This is a genomic window from Mesorhizobium amorphae CCNWGS0123, from assembly GCF_001686985.1.
Taxonomy (GTDB): domain Bacteria; phylum Pseudomonadota; class Alphaproteobacteria; order Rhizobiales; family Rhizobiaceae; genus Mesorhizobium; species Mesorhizobium amorphae.
On sequence record NZ_CP015318.1, the window covers coordinates 5,574,700 to 5,599,621 of the forward strand.

The window sequence follows — 24,922 nt, forward strand, 5'->3', positions numbered from 1 at the left end:
CCCGGAGTCTAATTAGAAATCACGAAAGATTCTTGCGCGCGGGGAAAGCCGACAATGCCGCTCAAAGCCGACCTCGACGCCATCGACTGGAAAATCCTGCGCGAACTTCAAAACGACGGACGCATGACCAATGTTGAACTGTCGAGCCGTGTCGGCATTTCGGCTCCGCCCTGCCTGCGCCGCGTCCGGCGGCTGGAGGAGACCGGCATCATCCGCGGCTACCGCGCTTTGCTCAACGCGCCGGCGCTCGGCATGGATGTCGTCGCCTTCTGCCTCATCGGCCTGCATCACCAGGCAGACGCAGAGCTCAAGACCTTCGCCGAGCGCACGCGCGGCTGGCCCATCGTGCGCGACGCCTGGATGGTGTCGGGCGAATCCGATTTCCTGCTGCATTGCGTGGCAAGCGACCTCGGCACGTTTCAGACCTTCGTCATCGAGGAGCTGGCCTCGGCGCCGAATGTCGACACGGTGCGCACGGCGCTCACCATTCGCCGGGTCAAGGATGAGGGCCTGGTGGCGTTTCCGGCCTGATCGACAACCTCGCTCGGTGGTATCCGACAATCTGAAAATCACGGAAAACCAGCAGCGTAGCGCCGGTTCTTGAATCTGCGGGAAGCGCTTCAGAGTGCCTCTATTGCGGCCACCAATCCGTCCAGATCTTCGCGGTCGCGCAGCGGCGAAACCTTGAACCCTGCCTGCTCGGAGGCATCACCATCGACCAGCCAGCCGCTCGACAGGCCGGCGCGCTGTCCCGCCGCCATGTCCGCCTGTTTGTCGCCGACGATCAGCGAGCGCCGGAGATCGAGTTCGAGACGTTTCGCTGCCTCGAACAGCATGCCCGGATTGGGTTTGCGCATCGGATGGTTGGCGACCGTCAGCAGCCCGGTGCCTGCGTCGTGGTAGGCGCAGGCGAGAACCATGTCGACGAATGCACTCCTGTCCCGCAAGAGGTCGAGCACACGGCCATTGACCGAGGCGAACTCATCCCAACCGGAATAACCGCGGGCGATGCCGGACTGGTTGGTTACCACCACCACAGGGATATTGGCCCGATTGGCGGCCGCAATGGCAGGCGCGATGTTGTCGCGCAGCACGATGTCGGCCGGGTCGTCGGGATAGCCGGTATCGACGTTGATGGTACCGTCGCGGTCGAGGAACAGCGCTGGTTTGTTGGCCGGAAAGACCGTGCCGCCGCTTCGCTCGATCCATAGCCCCGGCTCGACGAGCGGGTGCGGCGAAGTCTCGACGGTCGCCTTGTCAGCCATCGCTGAGACGGGCTTCGACCACCGCGCACAGATGGTGGTAGAGGCAAAGATGTCCCTGCTGGATGATCGGCGTCGAGGTCGAGGGCACGTTGAGCAGGATGTCGGTCAGCGGCTTCAGCTTGCCGCCAGTGTCGCCGGTCATGCTGACCACCGTCATGCCCATCTTGCGCGCCTGCTCGGCGGCGGCAAGGATGCTCGGCGAATTGCCGCTGGTCGAGATGGCGAGCAGCACCGCACCGGCCGACCCGTGCGCCTCGACCTGGCGCGAAAACACCGTGTCGAAGCCGTAGTCATTGCCCCAGGCGGTCAGCACCGCCGCGTTGGCCGGCAACGCGATGACATTGTAGGCCTTGCGCTCCTTCAGGAAGCGGCCGACCAGTTCGCCAGCGATATGAATGGCATCGCTGGCCGAGCCGCCATTGCCACAAATCAGCAAGGCCTTGCCTTGCGAAAGCGCTGTGACAACAGCACTCACCGCCCGCTCCATCTCACCCGTCAGGTCGCGCTCGGCCATCGCCGAGATCGCGGCCGCCGAGCGGACCAGGTAATCGTTCAGTTCGGACATGATACCCTCAGTTTGTGGTGGCGCGCAGTCTGCCGATGGTGCCGGTGGTGCTCTTGCCGGCGACGAGATCGACCAACACCACGCGCCCGCCCGCCTTCTGCACCACGTCGGCGCCAACCACGGTGTCGACCGTGTAGTCGGCGCCCTTGACCAGTATGTCGGGCAGCAAGGCTTCGATCAGCGCCAATGGCGTGTCCTCCTCGAAAACGACGACGGCATCGACCGAGGCCAGGGCTGCGAGCACGCAGGCGCGATCGTGCTGGTCGTTGACCGGGCGTCCCGGGCCCTTCAGCCGCCGCACCGAGGCATCGCTGTTGAGGCCGAGCACCAGCCTGTCGCACTGGCTGCGCGCCGCATGCAGCAGGCTGACATGGCCGGCATGCAGGATGTCGAAGCAGCCATTGGTGAAACCGACGCTCAGGCCCTCATCCTTCCACGCCGCGACCATGCGTGCGGCCGATGTGGCATCAAGGATGGCATCCTTGTGGGCGGTCGGTCCGTGTGACCGAAACAGCGCGCCGGTGAGTTCCTCGACCGTCAGCCGCGCGGTGCCGCGCTTGCCGACCACCACACCGCCCGCGGCATTGGCGATGGAGGCGGCCATCACACGATCGGCGCCTGCGGCGAGCGCCAGCGCGAACGTCGCAATGACGGTGTCGCCGGCGCCCGAAACGTCGAAGACTTCCCGCGCCTGCGTGGCGATGTGGCGGGCATCGTCAGGGCCGACGACACTCATGCCCTTTTCACTGCGAGTCGCCACGACGAAGTCAAAATCATGTGCGGCGATCAGCTCCCGCGCTGCGGTGACGATCTCGTCATCGGCAAACACCGCGTGGCCGACGGCCTCGCCGAGTTCCTTGCGGTTGGGCGTGATCGCGGTCGCGCCGGCATAGCGCGCATAGTCGCGGCCCTTCGGATCGACCAGAACCGGCTTTCCCGCATCGCGGCAGATCGAGATCAGTTCGCCGGCGACGCCGTCGAGCAGCATGCCCTTGCCATAGTCGGACAGGATGACGATGTCGGCCCGCGCAAGCGCGGCACGGAAATGCCCAACCAGCGTCGCCCGCTCGCTGGCTGCCAGCGGCTTCACTTCCTCCTCGTCGAAGCGCAGCACCTGCTGGTTGAGCGCGCTGAAGCGGCTCTTCGACGAGGTCATACGGTCGCGGTCCTGCGCCAGGCCGCCGGTGTCGGTACCAAGCTCACCCAGCATCCGCATCAGATTGTCGCCGGCCGCATCGGTGCCGATGACCGAGACCGGGATCGCTGCGGCCCCCAGCGAGACGATGTTGGCAACGACATTGCCCGCGCCACCCATCGCCAGCATCTCGCCGCGCCCGTGCAGCACCGGAATCGGCGCCTCCGGCGAGATGCGCTCGATGACGCCGCTGACGAAACGGTCGAGGATGAAGTCGCCGACCACCAGAACGGTGACGTCACCAAAGCGCGCGATGGCGCGGTGCAGCGGTTCGGGAGAAGGCGGATTGTGCTTGATCATGTTACGGACAGCGCGCGGGAAAAGCCTGTTTTGAAAACGCTTCGGAGTTCGATCGGCAGGGCCGGTCGTTCATGGCGAAGCCGATATACCGCAATTCGAGCCAGCGCAACGGCGGCCCGGTCACGGTCAAGTATGGCCGATGGGTCAACTCTTCTGCAGGGCGACATGCACGCCCAGCCCGACCAGCACTGCGCCGCCCGCCCGCTGCATCATGCGCTGCGCGCGGCCTGAACGCCGCAGCCGCGCAATCATCGCACCGGCCAGGAACACGCACATGATATCGGCAGAGGAAAACATCAAATTGACGATCGTCCCAAGCACGACGAATTGCAGCCACACCGGAAACGCCGCCGAGGCATCGATGAACTGCGGCAGGAACGCCATGAAGAAGATCGCAGTCTTCGGATTGAGCACCTCGACGGTGACGCTCTCGAAGAAAGCGCGGCGGGCCGATTTCCGCTCGATCAGCGGCAACGCCGCATCGCCTTGCGCCCTGGCGCGAAACAGCGAAACGCCGAGCCAGATCAGGTAGAGCGCGCCGATGAGCTTGACCGCCATGTAGAGCGGCGGCACGGCGTGAAACAGCACCGACAGGCCGGCAGCGGCGGCAATGACATGCACATAGCCGCCGAGATGGATGCCGAGCGCCGCCGTCAGCCCGGACCAGCGCCCGCGCGCCATGGTCTGCGCCGCTGCATAGAGCATGGCCGGACCGGGGATATAGGCAAAGATCGCCGTGGTGGCGAAAAAGGCGATAAGCAATTCGGTCGACGGCATTCTTTTGTCCCTTGCGATCCCGACGGGTGGCGCGAAACCGACTGAAGCGGCAGCTTTGCGGCCTCACTGTGACATGCGCCCGCAGCCGCCTGCTTTATCGACAGCCCAACCTGCCTCCCTTATAAGGGCCGGAATCGGCGAGCGAAACCAACATCGGGACCAACAGCATGATCATCGTCACGGGCGGCGCCGGCATGATCGGCTCGAACATCGTCGCCGCGCTCAATGCCGAAGGTCATGACGACATCCTCGTCGTCGACGACCTCACCGACGGCCACAAGATCGCCAACCTCGCCGATTTGCAGATCGCCGACTATCTCGACAAGGACGAGTTCCTCGCCCGCCTCGAAGATGGCGGGCTCGGCCGCATCGAGGCCGTCTTCCACCAGGGCGCCTGCTCGACCACCACCGAGTGGAACGGCAAGTTCATGATGGACGTGAACTACGCCTATTCGAAGCGGCTGCTGCATGCGTGCCTGGCGCCGCGCATCCCCTTCCTTTATGCCTCCTCGGCTTCGGTCTATGGCGGCGGCGCCGAGTTTCGCGAAGAGCCGCAATATGAGCGGCCGCTCAACGTCTATGCCTATTCCAAGAAACTTTTCGACGACTACGTCCGCCGCACCGTCTTCGATACCGACCATTCGCCGGTAGCGGGTCTGCGCTATTTCAACGTCTACGGACCGCGCGAGGCGCACAAGGGCGCCATGGCCTCGGTCGCCTTCCATCTGTTCAATCAGGTCGAACGGGGACAGAACCCAAAACTGTTCGGCGCCTATGGCGGTTTCGGACCCGGCGAACAGAGCCGCGACTTCATCCATGTCGGCGATGTCGCCGACGTCAATTTGTGGCTGTGGAAGCGGGGATCGAGCGGCATCTTCAACTGCGGCACCGGCCGCGCCCAGCCCTTCCGCGCCATTGCCGAAACGGTGATCGACACGCTGGGCAAGGGCGAGATCGAGTTCATCGAATTCCCCGACCATCTCAAGGGCAGCTACCAGAGTTTTACGCAAGCTGATATGTCCCGCTTACGCGCAGCCGGCTACAATGGCCAATTCCGCACCGTCGAAACCGGCGTCAGAGACTATGTCGAATGGCTGAAAGCCCAACGATCCTCGTGATCGGCCCACGCTGGGTGGGTGATATGGTGATGGCGCAGTGCCTGTTCTCGGCGCTGAAGCAACAATATCCGAACGCCGCCATCGACGTGCTGGCACCGGCCTGGGCAGCACCTTTGGTCAAGCGCATGCCCGAAATCCGCCAGCAGATCGACTTTCCGCTGAAACCCGGCGCGCTCGAATTCCGCATCCGCCGGCGTTTCGGTCGCCTGCTGCGCGGCCGCTACGACATGGCCTATGTCCTGCCGGGCAGCTGGAAATCGGCGCTGATCCCGTTCTTTGCCCGCATCCCGCGCCGCGTCGGCAACCTCAGGGAAATGCGCTATGGCCTGCTGACCGACATCGTGCCGCTGCCTGCCGCGGCGAAGCGGCGTACGGCGCAGACCTATTTCAGTCTTGCCAGGGGCGGAACGTTCCAGGCGCCCAGGCTCACCGTGGACGCGGGCAACCAGGCGGCCCTGCTCGAACGCTTCGGGCTGAAGGCGGAGAAATTCGTGGCACTGATGCCCGGCGCCGAGTTCGGACCTGCCAAGCGTTGGCCGAGCGAAAGCTATGCCGGCCTCGCCCGCGAGATGATGGCCAAAGGCCTGAAGGTGGCGCTGTTCGGCTCGAAGAACGACGCCGACGTAACTGGCGAAATCGCCGCCTTGGCGCCAGGCACTGTCGATCTGGCCGGCAAGACGCGGCTGGAGGACGCCATCGACCTGATATCAGCGGCGAAAGTCGCGGTGTCGAACGACAGCGGCCTGATGCATGTCGCCGCCGCCGTCGGCACGCCGATTGTCGCCGTCTATGGCTCGACCTCGCCCAAAAATACGCCGCCGCTGGCGGAACGCTCCGAACTGGTCTGGCTCGGCCTGTCGTGCTCGCCCTGCCATCAGAAGATCTGCCCGCTCGGCCACCTCAATTGCCTGAAGACGCTTGAAGTCGGACAGGTCGTCGCGGCGGCGGACCGGCTGCTGGAAATACCGGCCGCCGCATGAAGGTGCTGATCGTCAAGACCTCCTCGATGGGCGATGTCATCCATACGTTTCCGGCCGTCGAGGATGCCCGCCGCCATCGCCCGGACGTGTCGTTCGACTGGTGCGTGGAGGAGGCCTTTGCCGGCATTGTTGGCCTGCATCCCGCGATCGGCAAAATCCACACCGTAGCTATCCGGCGCTGGCGCAAGCGGCTCTTCGACAGCGGCACCTGGCGCGAGGCCTCAAACCTGCGCAGCGCCTTGCGGGTCTGCCGCTACGACCTTGTCATCGACGCACAGGGGTTGCTCAAGTCGGCCCTGGTGGCGAAGCAGGCCGCGGCTCCGATCGCCGGCTTCGACCGCGCGAGCGCACGTGAACCGTCGGCTACCTGGTTCTACGACCGCCGCTACGCCGTGCCGCGCGAGCTGCACGCTATCGAGCGTACTAGGCGGCTGTTCGGAATGGCGCTCGGCTACCAGCCCGATCTTTCCGAACTCGGCTCCGGCATCGTGCCGCCGGCCGACGGCCTGACTGGCGTCAGCGGCAAAACCACCGTCCTGCTGCACGGCACCAGCCGTGAGGACAAGAAATGGCCGGTGGCGGACTGGATCGAAACGGCCCGGCTGGTGGTCGACAGGCAGATGACGCCGGTCGTCACCTGGTCGAACGAAGCTGAAAAGGCAGTGGCCGAGGCGATCGCCAGGGCTGTTCCACAGACCGTGCTGGTGCCGAAATCGCCGCTCGCCGTCATCGCCGCAATCATCGGCCGATCGGCCCTCGTCGTCGGCGCCGACACCGGCCTCACCCACCTCGCCAGCGCCTTCGGCCTGCCGACGGTCGCGGTGTTCCTGGCCACCGAGCCCGGCCTGACCGGCCCGCGCGGGCCGTACGCATCGACGCTGCTCGCCACTTCCGGCGGACGTGTTGAGCCGGCTGGAGTGATGGGGGAGGCTGAAAGGCTAATGGAACGACAGACGCTTGGTCAGACCAGCGCGGATAGGCGTTGATTTATTCAATCAATTCAATCGGAAAGGTCGGCACTGCCCCTCATCCGCCTGCCGGCACCTTCTCCCCGTATAGGGGGGAGAAGATGGTGGCAGCCAGATGAGGGGCGGCGCAACGTATTGATATTGTAGGTTTCTGCCTAAAGGCAGAACGACAGCCAGTGCCTCAAATAAACTGCACCTGGACGATCTCATAACCCCTTGCACCGCCCGGTGCATTGACCTCGATAGCGTCGCCGACTTCCTTGCCGATCAGCGCGCGGGCGATCGGCGAGGAGATCGAGATGCGACCGGACTTCACGTCGGCTTCCTGGTCGCCGACGATCTGGTAGGTCTTCTTCTCTTCGGTGTCCTCGTCGACCAGCACCACAGTGGCGCCGAACTTGACCTTGTCGCCGCTGAGCTTGGTGACGTCGATCACCTCGGCCCGCGCAATCAGATCTTCGAGCTCGTTGACGCGACCCTCATTGTGGCTCTGCGACTCTTTCGCAGCATGGTATTCGGCGTTTTCGGAAAGGTCGCCATGCGAGCGCGCTTCGGAGATCGCCTCGATGATGCGCGGCCGCTCTTGCTGCTGGCGCCAGCGAAGTTCTTCCTTCAATGACGCGAACCCCTCGCCTGTCATCGGGACCTTGTTCATGATGCCTGACCTTTCCTGCCGCCACCCCCGCGTTTCGGGGATAGCCTTGTCGATGGGTACAAAAAGAAAACGGTCCGGCAGCCTCGGGCTAACGGAACCGTTTCACCGCAATTTGGCTGAATATAGCAATCTTCACGCGTTTTTCACGCCCAAAAAAAGGGGTTTCTGAAAAATCCCCCGCCGATTCCGAACCTGACGTTGCGGCAGGTGCGCAGGAAGGCAACAAAAAACCGGCTGCGATCGCCCGCAGCCGGTCCAATGCTTGGCGGATCGGATCAGCTCCGCATGAAATGATCGATCTGCTGGGCCAGCATGCCGTATTCGCGCGAACCCTTGCCGGTGCGCTTCTCGATCTCGCTGAGTTGCTCGCGGGCGCCGGCGAGATCGCCCATCTGCAGATGCGCCTCGCCGAGATATTCGCGCACCAGCGTATAGTCAGGGTTGATGCGCAGCGCTTCCTCGTAATAGCCGAGGCCGACCGTGATGCGGCCGGAATGGCGATGCGAATAGCCGAGATAGTTGAGGATGCGCGGATCCTGCTTGTTGGCGGCAAGGCTGAGCACGGCGATCGCCTCGTCATAGCGCCCGGCCATCGCCAGATCGTGGCCTGCTTCATAGATGTTGTCGTCGTCCAGCATGCCGTATTTCGGCGTGACACACTTCTTCAGCTTCTTGTCCCAGACCTCACCCTTCTTGCACTTGGGGGTGTCGCCGCCACCACCACCACCACCGCCTTCACCAGCCGTGAATGCGGGGGCCGCAAACAGCGGCAGGGCGGCAACAGCCATGACCTGAATCAGCAAACGTCTGCGCATCGAAGTCTCCTTGAGAATGACAATGCGATACTAACGCAGGTGCCTCGCTGTTTCATCCCGGAAAGAAACAGCGGCGCCAGCATTTCCAGTTTGACACCCCGCGTACCGAAGATGACGTGACGAATGCCGTAAATCCGCTATCATCCGGCAAACGGCCAATGGAGCATGCGGAGAAGGCCCGTGCAGCAGCGCCTCGAAAGGGAATGGGAGCTTTCGATCGGCCCGGACACCGTGCGCCTGTTCATCCTCAAGGCGAAGGCGCTGAGCGCTGCCGTCAACGAAGACTATGCCGACGGTGCCGAGCATGAGATCGAACTCGACGGCCAGTCGCACGACAACCATCACCATGACGGTCTCGCCGAGGAAAGTTCGGAAAACCTGACCGAGGAGGAATTTCGCGAACTGATCAACGACCTCAATGTCGACGAGGCGGCCGAACTGGTGGCGCTGGCCTGGGTCGGCCGGGGCGACTACGACGCATCGGAATGGGCCGACGCGCTGGCGGCCGCGCGCGAGCGTGCCAACAAGCGCACGGCGAAATATCTGCTCGGCATGCCGCAGCTTGCCGATTGGCTGGAAGAAGGACTGGAAGTGATCGGCGCGTGACATTGCGGTTACCGATCGTGATCGGCCGAATGCGCTTTCCGAGGCAACTTCCGCACGGCCCCGCCGTTTGGGGGGCGATGGCGGCGCTGACCTTCCCCGGATTTTACAGACTGGCGCTGCCTTTGGCGGCGGCGATGCTGTTGGCGGGGCCAGTGCTCGCCAAGGCTCCGAAACTTCCTGAATCCGTGCCTGTGCCCGAGCTCAATCAACCGGGACCAACGCCGGAACCCGAGCCGGCGGACGTTCCGGTTCCCGAGCCGCGCCCGACCAACGCGCCGTCCGGCCCGTCCGAACCGCCGGCAGCGGCACCCATGCCTGCCGAAAAGCCGACGCAGGCAGTGCCGCCGGCTAGCGCGCCGGGCCTGCCGGAGAAACCGCCGCAGGAGAAAAAGCCCCTTCCCGATCCGCGATCGGCCTCAATTCCCGCCGGTGAAATGCCCGAGGAAGAACTGGCCTGCCGGCGACGGCTGAAATCGCTGGGCGTCGACTTCGAGGAACACAAGGCCGAGCGCGATCAAGAGATCGGCTGCTCGATCCCTTATCCGATCACGCTGAAGACACTCGGAAAATCCGTCGCGATCACCCCTGCCACCGAGCTGAATTGCGCCATGGCCGAGGCGTCGGCACGCTTTGTCGCCGATGTCGTCCAGCCCGTGGCGAAAGCCGAATTCAGCGCCGACCTGAAGTCGATCGGCCAGGCCTCCGCCTTCGTATGCCGGCCGCGCCATAACGGTGGAAAGCTGTCGGAGCACGCCTTCGGCAACGCGCTCGACATTGCAACCTTCACGCTCTCGGACGGCAAGAAGATCGAGGTCGGCCCGGCGCCGCCCGAAAAGGACGCGAAATTCCTGAACGCGGTGCGCAAGGCGGCCTGCGGGCCGTTCAAGACCGTGCTTGGTCCGGGCAGCGACGCCGACCATTCGCTGCACTTCCACTTCGACCTTGAGCCGCGTCGCCACGGCGGCACTTTCTGCCAGTGAGCGAAAGGCGTGGTGTAGAGAGCGGCGCGCCGCAATTTGGCCGCAGCCGTGAACGCCGGCGCTGATTTTTCCTTTACTCTTGGCGACTAGACTTGTGCCATCCGGGGACAGGGATGCCTTTCAATGGCCGCAAGATCTGGCGCCATGTTTGCCATGGCACGGTACAAGGAACATGCGCGCATCGCCGTCGGGCGGCTGGCGACAATGCTTGCGATTGCGGCGGTGTCGGCCTGCACCACCGGAGATGTCTTCTCGCTCCAGCCCGCCGTCGATGTCGGCAGCCAGACCGCCGCGGTGCCCGCCGCCGCCCCGGAATACCAGGGCATGCAGCGTCTCGTTCCCTCCAACCCCTATATGACAGCCGCCTATCCGCGCATGGACGAGCCGATGTCGCCGCTCGAGCAGATGCCGGCCAGCGAGGTCGACTGTCGCAGCGAGCTGAAGCGCCTCCGCGTCGCCTACACCGATCTGGCGCCGATCCATGAAGGACAATGCGGTATCGACTATCCGGTCAAGGTCTCGGCCATCGGCAGCATCCAGATGAAACCCGCCGCGACGCTGACCTGCGACATGGCCGCCACCTTCGCCGGCTGGACGAAGAACGAACTCGTGCCGTCCGCCCGCTGGCGCTATTTCTCCGGCGTCAAGACCATCCACCAGGGCTCCAGCTATTCCTGCCGCAACATCGCCGGCGAAGGTGTGTTGTCCGAGCACGGCAAGGGCAATGCGCTCGACGTGATGAGCATCGAGCTCAACAATGGCGACGACATCGACGTGCGCAAGCCCGGCCTGTTCGCCTTCCGCACCCGCGGCTTCCTCAACACCGTGCGCGCCGACGGCTGCCAGTATTTCACCACCGTGCTCGGTCCCGGCTACAATTACGACCACCGCAACCATTTCCATTTCGACATCAAGAACCGCAAGAGCGGCTACCGCGCCTGCCGCTGAGCCCAGACGGATACCTCTGCCCAAGGCAGGCAACGCCGCATAGAATGATGCCGTACATGTTCGGCGGTATCGGATGAGCCAACGCACCCTTCGACGACGCGCCGCAATCTGGCTGGCGGCGTTCTGCGCCTTCTATCTGGCGCTCGCCTATTTCGCGGCGCCCGAATTCTGGACGTGGCGGGACCGCGGCTTCCGCACGCAGCGCTTCGAGATGATCACGCATACGCCGCAAGGCATCCCGGGCGACCCGATCAATGTCGGCCTTGTCGGCACCGAAAAGGAGGTCGTCCACGCCTTCGCCGTCGCCGGCTGGGATACGGCAGACGCCGTCACGCTGAAGACGGCGATCGAGATCGGCGAAAGTGTGCTGTTCGGCCGCCCCTACCCTGACGCTCCGGTCAGCCGGTTGCTGTTCGAGGGCCGCGCCCAGGATCTGGCCTTTGAAAAGTCGGTCGGCGACAGCGCCGACCGGCGTCACCACGTCCGCTTCTGGCAGGCCGACGCCCGCGGTGACGATGGGCGGCCGCTCTGGCTCGGATCCGCCAGTTTCGACCGTGGCGTCGGCCTCAGTCACGACACCGGCGCCATCACCCACCATATCGGTCCCGACATCGATGCCGAACGTAACTTCCTGATCGGCGACCTCCGCGCCGCCCGCATGCTGATCTCGACCAGCGAGTTACCAGGCATCGGTGCGACGAAGACCGGGCGCAATGGCGGCGGCGATCCCTATTTCACCGACGGCAAGGCAGTGATTGGCATGCTCAGGCAATTGCCTTGAGATCATGGGTCCGGGTTTGGATTGAAATGGTCGTGAGGCGTGATCTTCTAAAAATCATGGCCGACTATTTTCGAAGACCTCGCCGCAATGCTATTGACCGCGCATGCTTTACGTTGAAATCGCCACCGTGGTCGTCCTCATCTGTGTGAACGGCCTTCTGTCGATGTCGGAACTTGCCATCGTCTCGTCACGGCCGGCCCGCCTCAAGACGATGATCGACCGCAACGTCAAGGGTGCCGGCCGCGCGCTGGCGCTTGGCGCCAATCCTGGCAAATTCCTGTCCTCGGTGCAGATCGGCATCACCTTGGTCGGCGTGCTCTCCGGCGCCTTCTCCGGCGCCACGCTCGGCGCGCGGCTGGCGCAGTTCCTCGCATCGACCGGTATTCGTGAAAACGCCGCTGACCCGCTCGGCGTCGGCATTGTCGTTGCCGCCATCACCTATGGCTCGCTGATCGTCGGCGAGTTGGTGCCAAAGCAGATCGCGCTGCGCGATCCCGAACGCGTTGCCGCGAGGGTCGCGCCGGCGATGACCATCCTTGCCACCGTCGCAGCGCCACTCGTTTTCCTGCTCGACATTTCCGGTCGCGCTATATTGTGGCTGCTTGGCCAGCGCGGAGAGAGCGAGGAGAAGGTCACCGACGAGGAGATCAAGATGCTGGTCGCCGAGGCCGAGCACCACGGCACCATCGAATCCGACGAGCGGCGCATGATCGCCGGCGTCATGCGGCTCGGCGACCGCGCCGTGCGCGCGGTGATGACGCCACGCACCGAGGTCGACTGGATCAACCTGCAGTCCGACGAGACCACCATACGCAAGCTCTTGATGGAGACCCAGCATTCGCGCCTGCCGGCCGGCGACGGTGGCGTCGACGCCATGATCGGCGTCGTCCAGACGCGCGACGTGCTGGCGGCGATCCTCGGCGGCAGGGCGCTGGAGCCGCGCCGCCATGTGCGCGCCGCCCCCATCGTGCATGACCAGGCCGATGCACTCGACGTGCTGTCGAAACTGAAGGAATCGGATGTCCCGATGGCCCTGGTTCATGACGAGTATGGCCATTTCGAAGGCATCGTCACCCCGGCCGACATCCTGGAAGCCATCACCGGTGTCTTCCGCGCCGACCTCGACGCCGGCGAAGAGGAAAACGCCGTCAAGCGCGAGGACGGCTCATGGCTGCTCGCCGGCTACATGCAGGCCGACGAGATGGCGGACATTCTGGGCATCGACCTGCCGGAAAACCGCGACTACGAGACCGTCGCCGGCTATGTCCTGTCACACATGCACCATTTGCCGGCGACCGGCGAGTGCGTCGACGCGCAAGGCTGGCGCTTCGAGGTGGTCGACCTCGACGGCCGCCGCATCGACAAGCTGATCGCCACCCGCCTGCTCGACGGCCACCGCCCCGTGGCGCGGTAAGCGGCGAACATTCACTGCCCTGTCGCGTGCCACCGGATGAAATCGACTTCCTTCCGGTGATCCCGCCTCATGCAGCTTCCGCATCGAGCGGTAGTCCGTCGCATTGCGGCGATATCAGCGGCGCGACGCAGTCCTCCCACATCCAGCAGGAACCGCTCCAGTTCCGGGCCTGCTTGGGCTTGTTGCGTCTGACCATTGCGATCCCCATTGCAAAATTTCCCTATCTAGGATAATATTCCTAGAATGTGATTTGCAGGAATCGAGCGTTGCTTTTCTCACCGATGATTGACCGGCCGAAAGGCTGGGACCCGCAACAAAAAACTTCTATATCGGCAGCCATGGATGCATCGGGCGAACACAAGCTGAACGACGAGCTTCTCTCGAACACCCAGCGCCTGTCCTTCGACTATTTCCTCAACGAGGCCAACCCGGAAAATGGCCTGGTCGCCGACCGCAACACGCCAGCCTCGCCCGCCAGCATAGCCGCCGTCGGGCTTGCTTTGTCGGCCTATCCCGTCGGTGTCGAGCGCGGTTTCATGACGCGCGCCGCCGCCGCTGCACGCACGCTCGCCACGCTTCGTTTCTTCTGGAACGCGCCGCACGGGCCGGAACCCGACGCCGCCGGCTACAAGGGCTTCTACTATCATTTCCTCGACATGAAGACCGGCCGCCGCGTCTGGAAGTGTGAACTGTCCACGGTCGACACCGCGCTTCTGCTCGCCGGCATGCTGGCGGCCGGCGCCTATTTTGATGCGGACGACGAATCCGAACTGGAAATCCGTCGGCTTGCCGATGCGCTCTACCGCCGCGCCGACTGGCGCTGGGCGCTGAACGGCGGCGCCACCGTCACGCATGGCTGGCGGCCCGAAAAGGGCTTCCTGCGCTACCGCTGGCAAGGCTACGACGAGGCGGTGATCCTTTATGTGCTGGGCCTCGGCTCGCCGACCTATCCGCTGCCGCCCGAGAGCTACGCGGCCTGGCTGTCCACCTACAAGTGGAAAAAGATCTATGGCCGGGAGCTGATTTATGCCGGCCCGCTGTTCATCCACCAGTTCTCGCATATCTGGATCGATTTTCGCGGCATCCGCGATGCATTCATGCGCAGTCACGGCAGCGACTATTTCGAGAACAGCCGCCAGGCGACCCATCTGCAGCGCGACTACGCCATCCGCAATCCGAAGGGTTTTAGTGGTTATGGCGAGACTTGCTGGGGCATCACCGCGAGCGACGGCCCGGGCCCGACAAAACGTCAGAAGACAGTAGGTGGCCGCCGCTTCTACAGCTATCTGGCGCGCGGCGCGCCTTTCGGTCCGGATGACGGCACGCTGTCGCCATGGGCGGCGATCACCTCATTGCCCTTTGCGCCGGAGATCGTCCTGCCGGCGCTGCGCCATTTCCACGAGATCGACCTGCACCAGGGCAATCCCTACGGTTTCACCGCAAGCTTCAATCCGACAATCGCCGCTGCCGACGGCCGCTCCTGCGGTTGGGTATCGCCGGACCATGTCGGCATCAATCAGGGACCGATCGCCCTGATGATCGAGAACTACCGGTCGGACTTCCTGTGGCGACTGATGCGCCGCGTGCCGGCCATCGCCACGGGGCTGCGCCGCGCCGGCTTTTCGGGCGGTTGGCTGTAGCAAGTCCGCTCCCGGCGGCAGTGTGGACAGGGTCTGCGACCGGACTCTGGACGATTTGAGCAACCGCGATACTCAAGGCACCAGCACGACCTTGCCGGTCGAGCGGCGATCGTCCAGCAGACGATGCGCTTCGCTGGCCTGGCCGAGCGGAAAGCGTGCGCCTTTCGTCACGAAAAGCGCGCCGCCGGCGGCAAGCTGGAAAAGTTCCGACAGGTTCTCTCGCAGCCCCGCGGGCGAAAGCAGCGGCAGCAGGGCGAACCCCCTGAGCGACTGGTTGCGGCCGATCATCGCTTCCAGGTCAGCTGTGCTCAGCGCGTATCTGCCGAGCGCGGCAAACACCAACTCGCCGCAAGGCGCGAGTGCGGCGAGCGCTGCCGCCGTTAGCGAGCCGCCGACGGTATCGTAGACGATGTCGACGCCGGCGCCGCCCGTTGCTTCCCGGACCGCGGCGACCCAATCGGCCTGGCTGTAATCGACCGCGCCATCGGCCCCGAACGACACGGCAAGATCAAGCTTGGACTTGCTGCCAGCAGCCGCGACGATGCGGCTTGCGCCGCCTCGTTTGGCAAGCTGGACAAGCAGGGAACCAACGCCACCGGCAGCGGCCCCAATCAGTACTGATTTGCCGGCCGGCGGGCTTTGGCGCAACAGGTGCAGGGCTGTCAGCCCCTGCACCATCAACGCCGTCGCATCCTCAAAGGAGAGCGTATCAGGCAAAGGCACCGCCAGGCCTGCATCGATCGTCACATACTCGGCATAGCCGCCGAAGGGGTGGCTTGACGCAAAGAGCGGTGCCGCGACGCGTGCGCCAAGCAGCTTTGCATCGACCCCTTGCCCAATGGTCTCTACAACCCCGGCAGCCTCCACCCCGAGGATCATGGGCAATTGCGGCGTGACCGCGTAGCGATCGGCGCGCATCAGCACCTCGAAGAAATTTACGCCGGCCGCATGGACGCGGACCAGCACCTCGCCGCGTTGCGGCTCGGGCTTTGGCATGTCGACGACGTCAAGAACGGCGGGACCGCCGAAACGGGTGAGTTGAATGGCTCTCATGGCAACCTCGCTATGGCAACGGCTGCTGATTGCCACTATTTGCGAGGCTCGGACTACACACTGATTTCTCCCCTGCTGACCGGAAGGTGACCATGACCGGACCGATCAAGAGACTGCCGATGCTGCCGGCGGAACGCGCCCTGAAAGTAATCTCGGGCCGCTGGAAAGCTGTGATCCTCTATCACCTCTTCGATGGGCCCAGGCGGCTGTCGGCGCTGAAATCGCAAGTGCCCACTATCACCCAGAAGGTGCTGATCCAGCAGTTGCGCGAAATGGAAGAGCACGGCCTCGTCAGCCGTGAAATCTTCGCCGAAATCCCCTCGCGCGTCGAATATTCCGCGACGCCGCTTGGCCTCAGCCTCGAGCCCATCCTGCTGGCGCTCTGCGAATGGGGACAGCACCATGCCGACGAGCTGGACGAACAGGATCACCTGGCCGACTGCATCATCAGGCCAAGACAGCCGCAGCACGCGCCAGCAGCTTCCGGAAATTGAAAAGGGCGGCGCAAGCGCCGCCCCATATCCTTGGGAGGATAGTCCGAAAGGCGATCAGGCCGCCTTGGCTTCCTGGTCGATCGCATCGGCGTTGCGCGCTGCCTTCAGGACCTTGGCCCACCAGGCGACGTCGTTGACGAGCGCGGTGGCGGCCTGGTTCAGGTGTTCCAGCTCCTCGAGCTTCTTCTCGCCCTGACGGACGGCGAGGAAATCGCCCCAGGCGATGTGAACCGCCGACTTGACCGGCGCCATCTGCAGTTCGACCGCATGCAGGCGCAGCTGCTCGACGGCGCGCGCGCCGCCGACGCTGCCATAGCCGACGAAGCCGGCAGGCTTCTTGTTCCACTCATTGGCGGCGTAATCGATGGCGTTCTTCAGCACGGCCGTCGGGCCGTGATTGTATTCGGCGGCGGTGAAGATGAAGCCGTCGAACTCGGCGACCTTCTTCTGCCAGCGCTGCGCAACTTCGTTCTGCGACGGCGCCCAGGCGGAGGACGCGACCTCGTCGAAGAACGGCAGCGGGAAATCGCGCAGATCGACGACTTCGACGTCGATGTCGGCATGCGACTTGGCGATCTTGGCGATCCACTGGGTGGGCACGTCGGCGAAACGCGCGGCGCGGGTCGAACCGACGACGATAGCGATTTTGGGCTTGGACATGTTGGGAGGCTCTCCATGCAGGAAATAGTGGTATCGTTTGGATACCTGCGATATATGAGTGACTGTCCGCGCCAAGCGCAAGGAGGCACTTTTTTGTTACCAAGGCACCCGCACCGCTCCGAGGATTGCCGCGCCATCTCGGAAATCCTGCAGCGTGTCGGCGACAAATGGACCGTGCTCGTCGTCGGCAAGCTCGGCGACGGACCGCTGCGCTTCAACGAATTGCGCAGCGCCGTGGGCGGCATTTCGCAGAAGATGCTGACCACCACCTTGCGCGGGCTGGAGCGCGACGGCTTCGTCACCCGCACCGTGTTTCCGACCATCCCGCCGCGTGTCGACTACGAGCTGACCGAGCTTGGCCACGAGCTGCTTGTCCCGGTCAGCGCGCTCGGCGAATGGGCACGCAGGAACACCGATCGCGTCAGGGCGGCACGCGAAAAGTTTGACGGCATGCACGCCTGAAACCCTTGCGCTGCAAGGTCTTTTCCTACCGCGCTCAATCGGCGCGCCGCCGCCGCGGTCGCGTCAAGCGCCGCGGAGCTCTCCTGATCTGACCGGCTCCCGGATCGATTTCGGATCGAGCAATTCCTGCCGATCGGCAGAGGCATGGCTCTCTGATCATGGCGGCTACGCAGCGATCCCGCAGATGCATCTGACGGCATCACGGATGCATGTCAGGCACTTGGCCGGCTACCGAATATGGCGCAATTCTCCGATGCCCAACTTGCGCCCGCATCCACTCCCTGGAACCATGCCGATGGATGTCGCACCGGGCCGTCAGGCCAGGGTCGCAAAAGCACCCACAACAGCACCGTTCAGCATGTGTTGACGCATTGTCTTCCGGCCGCGCCGCCCTGCTGTCGCCGCATTCGCGGGCAGCGCACCAAGGACTCGCTTGGAGGTCGCCACTGGCGGCCCCCGCAAGAGCTTTCTGTCGTCGGGAATGTGCGAAAATCGCGCCGGTCAGCTTTCCGCCGGGACCGCCTTCGGCTTGCCCTCGCCGTCCAGCGCCACCATGACGAAATCGGCATGGGTGACCTTCTCCATCAGGTCGGACAGGTAGCGTTGCGCCCAGGCCTCGACCTTGAGCGTCATCGAAGTGCGACCGACACGTTCGACATGGGTGTAGATGCACAGCGTGTCGCCGATCTTCATCGGCTTGGCGAACGACATCTCCTTCACCGCCGCCGTCACCACGCGGCCCTTGGCGCGCTCGGCGGCGCGGATGCCGCAGGCAAGGTCCATCTGCGCCATCACCCAGCCGCCAAAAATATCGCCCGCCGCATTGGCGTCCGAAGGCATGGCCAGCGTCCTCAGCGTCAGATCACCGATCGGCCGTCCTTCAGCGTAATGCACCATGCGGAAATCCCCTCAAGATAGCAGGTCCAATCACGTATCGGCATGCCGTCGAGGCGTCAACGCGCCATCAGCCAGGTGATCGTCTTCGTCCGCGACTTGGGACCGCCACTGCTTGACGAGGTCCCGCCGGCGACCCGGATAGCGGTCGGCTTGAAGCTCGGCACGCTCGATCCGATCTGCGCGGAAGGTTCGGAAATCCTGCCGTAGCTCGCACCAGCCGGCGACGAAGCGCGCGGTCTCAACAAACCCCAGCGAGATCGGCCAGATGACACGTTCCGTCGAAACTCCCTGTGGATCACGATAAGCGATGTGAACCTTGCGCTGCTCGCGCATAGCCTGTCGCAGCATACCCAAATCCAAGGATTGCAGCGGCGTCGGGCGACGGCCGACATGAAAGGCATTGTCGTACAGCTCATGCCGCACGTCGGATGGCAGCACCGCACCGATCTTGCCGAGCGCGTTGTTCGCCGCAAGCGCAAGACCGTTGTCTGTTTGCCGGCTGACCCATTGAGCACCAAGCGCGAGAGCGTGGATTTCTTCCAGCGAAAACATCAAGGGCGGCAGCAAGAAGCCGGGTTTCAGGACATAGCCGACGCCCGGCTCTCCATCGATCTCCGCTCCCATGGCCTGCAAGCTCGCTACATCACGACGGATGGTCCGCAGCGAGACGCCGGCTTCGCGTGCAAGCTCGACCCCTGCCACCGGCTGGCGGTGCCGACGCAGGACCTGCATGAGGTCAAACAATCGATGGCTCTTCGACATGGGATACTATAGCACAGCTCGTGCCAAAAAATGTCACCAACACCTTGGTCATCCAATGGCGATCAACCCCTTGCCGCCGATCTTTCGCCCCTTCTCAAGATCGGTGATCAGTCCAATGGATTCGGTCAGCGACACCGTTTCGCCGATGGTCATGTGCATCTTGCCATTCACCGCCGCGGCGGCGAGCCCGTCGAGAATATCCGCCCGTGGCGTACAGAAGAAAAGCTTGAGTTTCCTGTTCAGGAACGCGCGGAGGAACTTGCCGGGAGTGGCGTGGATATCCAGCAGTGCTCCATTGCCTTCAAGGAGACGAAGGCCCGCGCTCACCGGCATCGTACCCGCCGTGTCATAGACCGCATCGAAGCGACCGCCGATCGTGGCCAGATCAGTTTGGCGGTAGTCGTAGACGGGAAAGACGTCGAGATCCTGGGCTCTGCGCATCGAATCTGCGCCGCAGCTTCCGGAGACCTTGGCTCCGAGCATCTGCGCGAGTTGCACGACGGCCTCACCGACGCTGCCCGTGCAGCCATTGACGAAAACGCGCTGTCCTGCCCTGAGGCCAGCCTTATCGACAAGGCCGATCCACGCCATGACGCCGGCGGTCGGAAGGCATGCGGCCTGCTCGAACGACAATTCGTCCGGCTTCTTGGCGACGAAGGATTCATTGGTGACCACGGCCTCACCGAAGCTGCCGCTCTCCTTCAACCGCGACAGCCCAAACACCGGGTCGCCGGGCTTCAATCGAGACACGCCTGCGCCGACAGCCAATACAATGCCGGAGAAGTCGCTCCCCATTGCACGCGGGAAGGCCTTCCCCGTCAGCATTTTCAAGTTGCCCTGGCGTACCTTCCAGTCGATCGGGTTGGTCGCGGCGAACTTCACCTTGACGGCGACCTCGCCCTTGGCGAGCGCCGGCAGCCCGAAGTCTTCCAGCCGCATCGTCTCAGGGCCGCCATATGCGCGATATTGAATCCGTTTCACAGATTTACTCCATAGGGGCGCTCACCCGGACACCCGTTGCGGGTGTCCGGTCGGCGCCTTGTGGGGAATGGTGTCCGAAGCGGGCGACAGCCGGTGTGCCCGAATCTGCCGGACGTTTCAGTGCTGCGCCTGCAGCGACGCCACGTAGGCTGCAAACGGCGACGCGTCGTAGATCACCCGCGTGGTAGCGATCTTGCCATTGTTGACGACGAGGTGTTCGGCGACGACCGCGTTCGCAACCGGGTGTGTGTCCGCGTCGTAGACAATGACGGCATGCTCGTCATCGCCAAAGACCGCAACGACAGTCACCTTCTTGATCATCTTTGCAAAGCCTTCCTGGAACCCGCGAAAAGCCGCGGCTCCACCAATCTGGCCGAGCGGCGACGTGCAAATGACGTCTTCGGCAGACACCGACATGATCTTGTTGACGTCTTTGCTCGCTATCGCTTCGGCATAGATCCGCGCGACGGCCAGCGCCTTTCCGGTTGTCTCAGTCATCACTTTTCCTTTCGTGTGTGGTGATGACCTGAACTAGCGCGGCACAGGGACAGATTTTGTCACCATGATGCAATATCGGTGGCGGTGCCGCCGGGGATGCAAGCAGAATGCAGGACAAAACACCTTGTGCTCGATCACGCCGTTCGTGAGAGGTTGCAGCAAGGTCGCAGGCCAAATAGACCGACAATTGCCAGTCGCTTTTTTCACAACGCATGCCGGAAGGCCCGGCGACTTTGGAACACCGCCACGTCTAGGCTGCAGCCTGAATTCCGGAGCCGCCCACCCCATCATGCAGACCTATGATTTCATCATCGTCGGCTCCGGCTCGGCCGGCTCGGTTCTGGCAGAGAAACTGTCGGCCTCGGGCCGCTTCTCGGTGCTGGTACTCGAAGCCGGCGGCACCGATAGGCGCTTCTACGTGCAGATGCCGCTTGGCTACGGCAAGACCTTCTTCGACCCGGCGGTCAACTGGAACTACAAGGCCGAGCCGGACCCCGGCCTCGCCGGCAATGCCGACCACTGGCCGCGCGGCAAGCTTTTGGGCGGTTCCAGCTCGATCAACGCCATGGTGTATATCAGGGGCGCGCGCGAGGATTTCGACGCCTGGGCAGCCGCCGGCAATCCCGGCTGGAGCTATGACGATCTCCTGCCGGCCTTCAAGGCACTGGAGGACAATGAGGCCGGCGCCGACACATGGCGCGGCGTCGGCGGTCCCTTGCACATCACCGACTGCACGAACGCCGTCCACCCGCTGACCCGGCGCTATCTCGCCGCCGGCCAGCAGGCCGGCCTGCCGGTCAATCCGGATTTCAACGGCGCCTCCCAGGAAGGCGTCGGCATCTACCAGATCACCACAAGGAACGGGCGCCGCATGTCGGCCGCCCGCGCCTTCCTGCGCCCGGCGATGAAGCGCAAAAACGTGCGCGTCGAGACGAATGCGCTGGCGACCAGGATCCTGTTCGAGGGCAAGCGCGCCGTCGGCGTCGAATATCAGCAGAACGGCGAGACGAAGACGGCCCGCGCCGGCCGCGAAGTGATCCTGTCGGGCGGCTCGATCAACTCGCCGCAGTTGCTGCAGCTCTCAGGCGTCGGCCCCTCGGCGCTGCTCGAGGGGCTGGGCATTCCGATCGTTCATACAAACGAGAATGTCGGCGCGAACCTGCAGGACCATGTCGGCATCAACTATACCTTCAAGGGCAGGCTGCCGACGCTCAACCAGGTCCTGCGGCCATGGTGGGGCAAGCTCTTGGTCGGCATGCAATACATCCTGTTGCGCTCCGGCCCGCTGTCGCTATCGATGAACAATGCCGGCGGTTTCTTCCGCACCGACCCGACCGCTGCACGCCCCAACATGCAGCTCTACTTCCAGGCCTTCTCGACCGTCATTCCGAAGAGCGGCGAGCGCCCGATCCTGACGCCCGACCCTTGGCCCGGCTTTTCCATCGGTCTCTCCAACTGCCGTCCGTCGAGCCGCGGCGAGATCATGATCCGCTCGAAGAATCCGCGCGACTATCCGCGGATCACGGCCAACGCCTATTCGACCAACGCCGATGTCGACGAAATGCTGGCGGCGGTGAAGTTCGTCCGCAAGATCGCCTCGATGCCGGCGATGGCCGAGATCATCGAGGAAGAGGTTTTGCCCGGCCCTTCAATCACTTCGGACGCCGATCTGATTCAGGATTTCAGGAAGCGCTCGGGCACGGTCTACCACCCCGTCTCGACCTGCCGCATGGGGCCGGACGCAGCGCGCGCCGTCGTCGATCCGCGCCTCAAGGTGCATGGGCTCGAAGGCCTGCGCGTCATCGACGCCTCGATCTTTCCCGACAACATCACCGGCAACACCAATGCCGCCTCCATCCTGACCGGATGGAAGGGCGCCGAACTTGTTCTGGAGGATCAGAAATGAAGATCACCGACGTCAAGACCTGGGTTGTCGGCAACCCGCCGCCCGGCATCGGCGGCAAATATTTCATCTTCGTCAAGCTCACCACCGATGGCGGCGTCGTCGGCTATGGCGAGGCCTACAACGCCACCTTCTCCGGCCATGTGACGGCGAAGATGATCGAGGACATGGCCGAGCGCTATCTCGTCGGCCGCGATCCGCACGACATCGAGAATTTCTTCCGCCGCGCCTATTCGTCCGGCTTTACCCAGCGCCCCGACGTGTCCGGCATGGGCTGCTTCTCGGCGCTCGAAATGGCCTGCTGGGACATCATCGGCAAGGAGGCCAACAAGCCGGTCTACAAGCTGCTTGGCGGCCAGGTGCACGAGACGCTGCGCTCCTACACCTACCTCTATCCGCACACCGGCAGCGTCCATTCCGAGGATGCGCGCGGCAAGAACGTCTACAACGATCCGGACCTGGCCGCCGCCTGCGCGCTCGAATATGTCGAGCAGGGCTTCAACGCGGTCAAGCTCGACCCGGCCGGCCCCTACACCGCCTTCGACGGCCACCAGCCGCGCCTCGTCGACATCGATCTCTCCGCCCGCATGATCAAGGCGATCCGCGAGGCGGTCGGCACACGCGCCGACATCCTGTTCGGGACGCACGGCCAGTTCACCGCCTCGGGCGCGCTGCGGCTGGCGCGCGCCATCGAACCCTACGATCCGCTGTGGTTCGAGGAACCGGTGCCGCCGGACATGCCCGAGGTGATGGCGCAGGTCGCTCGCGGCACCTCCATCCCGATCGCCACTGGCGAGCGGCTGACGACCAAGTTCGAATTCGCCCGCGTCATCGAGAACCGCGCCGCCACCATCCTGCAGCCCGACCTCGGCCGCTCCGGCGGCATTCTCGAAACCAAGAAGATCGCCGCCATGGCCGAGGCCTACCACATCCAGGTCGCGCCGCACTGCTATTGCGGGCCGATCGTCGGCGCCGCCAACATCCAGCTCGCCGTGACACTGCCCAACTTCCTCATCCTGGAATCGCTGAAGCAGTGGGACGGTTTTCACGCCACGTTGCTGAAGAAGAAGATCGAATGGCAGGACGGCAACGTCATCCCGTCGGAGGAGCCCGGTCTCGGCGTCGAGCTCGACGAGGCGGTCTGCGAGGCGCATCCCTATGACGGCAAGGAATTGCATCTGCAGATGATGCAGACGCCGTTGATGCCGTGAGCGAAAGCTACGCCTTCATCGGCCTTGGCCATCTCGGCGGCAATCTTGCCGCCAGCCTTCTGCGCAACGGCTTTGCCGTCACCGTCTTCGACCGCGATCCGGCCGCCGTCGAGCGCCTCGTGACCCTCGGCGCCGTTGCCGCCAAGAGCCCCGCAGAGGCCGCCGCCCGCGCCGGCAACGCCATCACATGCCTGCCCTCGCCCAAAGTCAGTGAAGCAGTGCTGGCGGGTTCCGATGGATTGCTCGAAGGCCTGCCCAAAGGCGGTACCTGGATCGAGATGTCGACCAATGGCCGCGACGAGATCGTGCGCCTGGCCGCGCTCGCTTCGGCAAAAGGCGTCGAGGTGCTGGAGTGCCCGGTCACCGGCGGCGTGCATCTGGCCGCCGTCGGCAAGATCACCGCGCTGGTCGGCGGCGATCCAGCACTCTACGCGCGCCACCGACCGGCCATCGAGGCGATGTGCGCGAAGTCGTTCCTGATGGGGCCGATCGGCTCGGCGGCAGTCATCAAGGTCATCACCAACATGCTGGCCTTCATCCACCTTGTCGCCGCCGGCGAGGCGTTGATGCTGGCCAAGCAGGGCGGGCTCGACCTTGCCCAGTCCTACCACGCCATCGTCGCTTCCTCCGGCAACAGCTTCGTCCACGAGACCGAAAGCCAGCTGGTGCTCAACGGCTCCTACGACATCGGCTTCACCATGGACCTGGCGCTGAAGGACCTCGGCTTCGCGCTCGACATGGGCGAGACATTCGGCGTGCCGCTCGACCTCGCCATGCGCGTCAACGCGATTTTCGAGCAGGGCAAGCAAGCCTATGGCGGCACCGCCTGGTCGACCCAGATCGTCAAACTGCTCGAGGATGCGGTCGGCACCGAGCTGCGTGCCCCCGGTTTTCCGGCCAAGCTGGAAATCTGAGGCGGCTAAATTTTACAAGCGATTTCAGAGCATTGAGCAGGTCGCCGGATTCATGCCCGCAACGGCCTGAATCAATTCGT

The 24,922-nt window shown here is 63.9% G+C and carries 27 protein-coding genes; 15 read left to right on the forward strand and 12 right to left on the reverse strand.

The features are described from left to right. The first annotated feature begins 54 nt into the window (after window positions 1-54). Window positions 55-531, forward strand: coding sequence for an Lrp/AsnC family transcriptional regulator (locus A6B35_RS26120; protein ID WP_006202477.1), 477 nt, complete (start codon window positions 55-57; stop codon window positions 529-531). An 89-nt stretch (window positions 532-620) separates the two neighbouring features. On the opposite strand, the gene A6B35_RS26125 is transcribed toward A6B35_RS26120, so the two are convergent. The 4 genes from A6B35_RS26125 to A6B35_RS26140 form a co-directional block, all read right to left on the reverse strand. Beyond that, window positions 621-1,265, reverse strand: coding sequence for an HAD-IIIA family hydrolase (locus A6B35_RS26125; protein WP_006202478.1), 645 nt, complete (start codon window positions 1,263-1,265; stop codon window positions 621-623). After that, the gene (locus A6B35_RS26130) at window positions 1,258-1,830 is read right to left on the reverse strand and encodes a D-sedoheptulose-7-phosphate isomerase (protein WP_006202479.1); all 573 of its coding nucleotides are present in this window, start codon (window positions 1,828-1,830) and stop codon (window positions 1,258-1,260) included. Before A6B35_RS26130 ends, A6B35_RS26125 begins: the two co-directional genes overlap by 8 nt. Window positions 1,831-1,837: 7 nt before the next feature. Next, the gene (gene rfaE1, locus A6B35_RS26135) at window positions 1,838-3,325 is read right to left on the reverse strand and encodes a D-glycero-beta-D-manno-heptose-7-phosphate kinase (protein ID WP_006202480.1); all 1,488 of its coding nucleotides are present in this window, start codon (window positions 3,323-3,325) and stop codon (window positions 1,838-1,840) included. 144 nt (window positions 3,326-3,469) lie between these two features. Then, on the reverse strand, window positions 3,470-4,102 hold the full coding sequence (locus A6B35_RS26140) for a LysE family translocator (RefSeq protein ID WP_006202481.1): 633 nt from the start codon (window positions 4,100-4,102) through the stop codon (window positions 3,470-3,472). 167 nt (window positions 4,103-4,269) lie between these two features. On the opposite strand from A6B35_RS26140, the gene rfaD reads away from it, so the two are divergent. From rfaD to waaC, 3 genes are read left to right on the forward strand one after another with little or no spacing between them, the layout of a single operon-like run. Beyond that, the gene (gene rfaD / locus A6B35_RS26145) at window positions 4,270-5,220 is read left to right on the forward strand and encodes an ADP-glyceromanno-heptose 6-epimerase (protein WP_006202482.1); all 951 of its coding nucleotides are present in this window, start codon (window positions 4,270-4,272) and stop codon (window positions 5,218-5,220) included. Beyond that, window positions 5,193-6,200, forward strand: coding sequence for a lipopolysaccharide heptosyltransferase II (waaF, locus tag A6B35_RS26150; RefSeq protein ID WP_040582843.1), 1,008 nt, complete (start codon window positions 5,193-5,195; stop codon window positions 6,198-6,200). The genes rfaD and waaF overlap by 28 nt, the downstream gene beginning before the upstream one ends. Further along, on the forward strand, window positions 6,197-7,186 hold the full coding sequence (gene waaC, locus A6B35_RS26155) for a lipopolysaccharide heptosyltransferase I (protein ID WP_006202484.1): 990 nt from the start codon (window positions 6,197-6,199) through the stop codon (window positions 7,184-7,186). The genes waaF and waaC overlap by 4 nt, the downstream gene beginning before the upstream one ends. 163 nt (window positions 7,187-7,349) lie before the next feature. On the opposite strand, the gene greA is transcribed toward waaC, so the two are convergent. Both greA and A6B35_RS26165 read right to left on the reverse strand, forming a co-directional pair. Then, the gene (gene greA, locus A6B35_RS26160) at window positions 7,350-7,823 is read right to left on the reverse strand and encodes a transcription elongation factor GreA (RefSeq protein ID WP_006202485.1); all 474 of its coding nucleotides are present in this window, start codon (window positions 7,821-7,823) and stop codon (window positions 7,350-7,352) included. 275 nt (window positions 7,824-8,098) lie between these two features. Then, the gene (locus A6B35_RS26165; RefSeq protein WP_006202486.1) at window positions 8,099-8,638 is read right to left on the reverse strand and encodes a tetratricopeptide repeat protein; all 540 of its coding nucleotides are present in this window, start codon (window positions 8,636-8,638) and stop codon (window positions 8,099-8,101) included. 180 nt (window positions 8,639-8,818) lie between these two features. On the opposite strand from A6B35_RS26165, the gene A6B35_RS26170 reads away from it, so the two are divergent. The 6 genes from A6B35_RS26170 to A6B35_RS26195 all read left to right on the forward strand — a co-directional run bounded on the left by A6B35_RS26170 (window position 8,819) and on the right by A6B35_RS26195 (window position 15,007). Beyond that, complete coding sequence (locus A6B35_RS26170; protein ID WP_006202487.1) at window positions 8,819-9,244, forward strand: DUF3775 domain-containing protein; 426 nt, start codon at window positions 8,819-8,821, stop codon at window positions 9,242-9,244. 77 nt (window positions 9,245-9,321) lie between these two features. After that, entirely contained in the window at window positions 9,322-10,224 is a 903-nt protein-coding gene (locus tag A6B35_RS26175) for an extensin-like domain-containing protein (RefSeq protein ID WP_006202488.1), read from the forward strand. A 144-nt stretch (window positions 10,225-10,368) separates the two neighbouring features. Next, window positions 10,369-11,172, forward strand: coding sequence for an extensin-like domain-containing protein (locus tag A6B35_RS26180; RefSeq protein WP_006202489.1), 804 nt, complete (start codon window positions 10,369-10,371; stop codon window positions 11,170-11,172). Window positions 11,173-11,245: 73 nt separating this feature from the next. After that, window positions 11,246-11,953: an LssY C-terminal domain-containing protein gene (locus A6B35_RS26185; RefSeq protein ID WP_006202490.1), complete on the forward strand. Its 708-nt coding sequence runs from the start codon at window positions 11,246-11,248 to the stop codon at window positions 11,951-11,953. A 103-nt stretch (window positions 11,954-12,056) separates the two neighbouring features. Then, on the forward strand, window positions 12,057-13,367 hold the full coding sequence (locus A6B35_RS26190) for a hemolysin family protein (protein WP_006202491.1): 1,311 nt from the start codon (window positions 12,057-12,059) through the stop codon (window positions 13,365-13,367). A 338-nt stretch (window positions 13,368-13,705) separates the two neighbouring features. Then, a complete protein-coding gene (locus tag A6B35_RS26195) occupies window positions 13,706-15,007 on the forward strand; it encodes a glucoamylase family protein (protein WP_006202492.1) in 1,302 nt (433 codons plus the stop codon). Window positions 15,008-15,079: 72 nt separating this feature from the next. On the opposite strand, the gene A6B35_RS26200 is transcribed toward A6B35_RS26195, so the two are convergent. Continuing rightward, entirely contained in the window at window positions 15,080-16,060 is a 981-nt protein-coding gene (locus A6B35_RS26200) for a quinone oxidoreductase family protein (RefSeq protein ID WP_006202493.1), read from the reverse strand. 92 nt (window positions 16,061-16,152) lie between these two features. Here A6B35_RS26200 and A6B35_RS26205 point away from each other — a divergent pair, with 92 nt between their 5' ends. Next, window positions 16,153-16,554 (forward strand): winged helix-turn-helix transcriptional regulator, encoded by a 402-nt coding sequence (locus A6B35_RS26205; RefSeq protein WP_006202494.1) that lies wholly within the window; start codon window positions 16,153-16,155, stop codon window positions 16,552-16,554. Between the two features lie 54 nt (window positions 16,555-16,608). Here the strand turns inward: A6B35_RS26205 and A6B35_RS26210 are convergent, their stop codons facing one another. Further along, complete coding sequence (locus A6B35_RS26210; RefSeq protein WP_006202495.1) at window positions 16,609-17,214, reverse strand: NADPH-dependent FMN reductase; 606 nt, start codon at window positions 17,212-17,214, stop codon at window positions 16,609-16,611. A 93-nt stretch (window positions 17,215-17,307) separates the two neighbouring features. Between A6B35_RS26210 and A6B35_RS26215 the strand changes: the two genes are divergently transcribed. Next, on the forward strand, window positions 17,308-17,676 hold the full coding sequence (locus A6B35_RS26215) for a winged helix-turn-helix transcriptional regulator (protein ID WP_006202496.1): 369 nt from the start codon (window positions 17,308-17,310) through the stop codon (window positions 17,674-17,676). A 501-nt stretch (window positions 17,677-18,177) separates the two neighbouring features. On the opposite strand, the gene A6B35_RS26220 is transcribed toward A6B35_RS26215, so the two are convergent. From A6B35_RS26220 to A6B35_RS26235, 4 genes are all read right to left on the reverse strand, one after another. After that, window positions 18,178-18,573 (reverse strand): acyl-CoA thioesterase, encoded by a 396-nt coding sequence (locus tag A6B35_RS26220; RefSeq protein ID WP_006202497.1) that lies wholly within the window; start codon window positions 18,571-18,573, stop codon window positions 18,178-18,180. A gap of 30 nt (window positions 18,574-18,603) precedes the next feature. After that, window positions 18,604-19,335 (reverse strand): helix-turn-helix transcriptional regulator, encoded by a 732-nt coding sequence (locus A6B35_RS26225; RefSeq protein ID WP_040582846.1) that lies wholly within the window; start codon window positions 19,333-19,335, stop codon window positions 18,604-18,606. A 48-nt stretch (window positions 19,336-19,383) separates the two neighbouring features. Beyond that, a complete protein-coding gene (locus A6B35_RS26230) occupies window positions 19,384-20,274 on the reverse strand; it encodes an NAD(P)-dependent alcohol dehydrogenase (RefSeq protein ID WP_006202499.1) in 891 nt (296 codons plus the stop codon). A 159-nt stretch (window positions 20,275-20,433) separates the two neighbouring features. After that, a complete protein-coding gene (locus A6B35_RS26235) occupies window positions 20,434-20,814 on the reverse strand; it encodes a nuclear transport factor 2 family protein (protein ID WP_006202500.1) in 381 nt (126 codons plus the stop codon). A 289-nt stretch (window positions 20,815-21,103) separates the two neighbouring features. Here A6B35_RS26235 and A6B35_RS26240 point away from each other — a divergent pair, with 289 nt between their 5' ends. Genes A6B35_RS26240 through A6B35_RS26250 form a run of 3 tightly spaced genes read left to right on the forward strand, consistent with a single transcriptional unit; the run spans window position 21,104 to window position 24,842 of the window. Further along, window positions 21,104-22,720 (forward strand): GMC family oxidoreductase, encoded by a 1,617-nt coding sequence (locus tag A6B35_RS26240; RefSeq protein ID WP_006202501.1) that lies wholly within the window; start codon window positions 21,104-21,106, stop codon window positions 22,718-22,720. Then, a complete protein-coding gene (locus A6B35_RS26245; protein WP_006202502.1) occupies window positions 22,717-23,928 on the forward strand; it encodes a mandelate racemase/muconate lactonizing enzyme family protein in 1,212 nt (403 codons plus the stop codon). Before A6B35_RS26240 ends, A6B35_RS26245 begins: the two co-directional genes overlap by 4 nt. Beyond that, complete coding sequence (locus A6B35_RS26250) at window positions 23,925-24,842, forward strand: NAD(P)-dependent oxidoreductase (protein ID WP_006202503.1); 918 nt, start codon at window positions 23,925-23,927, stop codon at window positions 24,840-24,842. Before A6B35_RS26245 ends, A6B35_RS26250 begins: the two co-directional genes overlap by 4 nt. Window positions 24,843-24,922 lie beyond the last annotated feature (80 nt).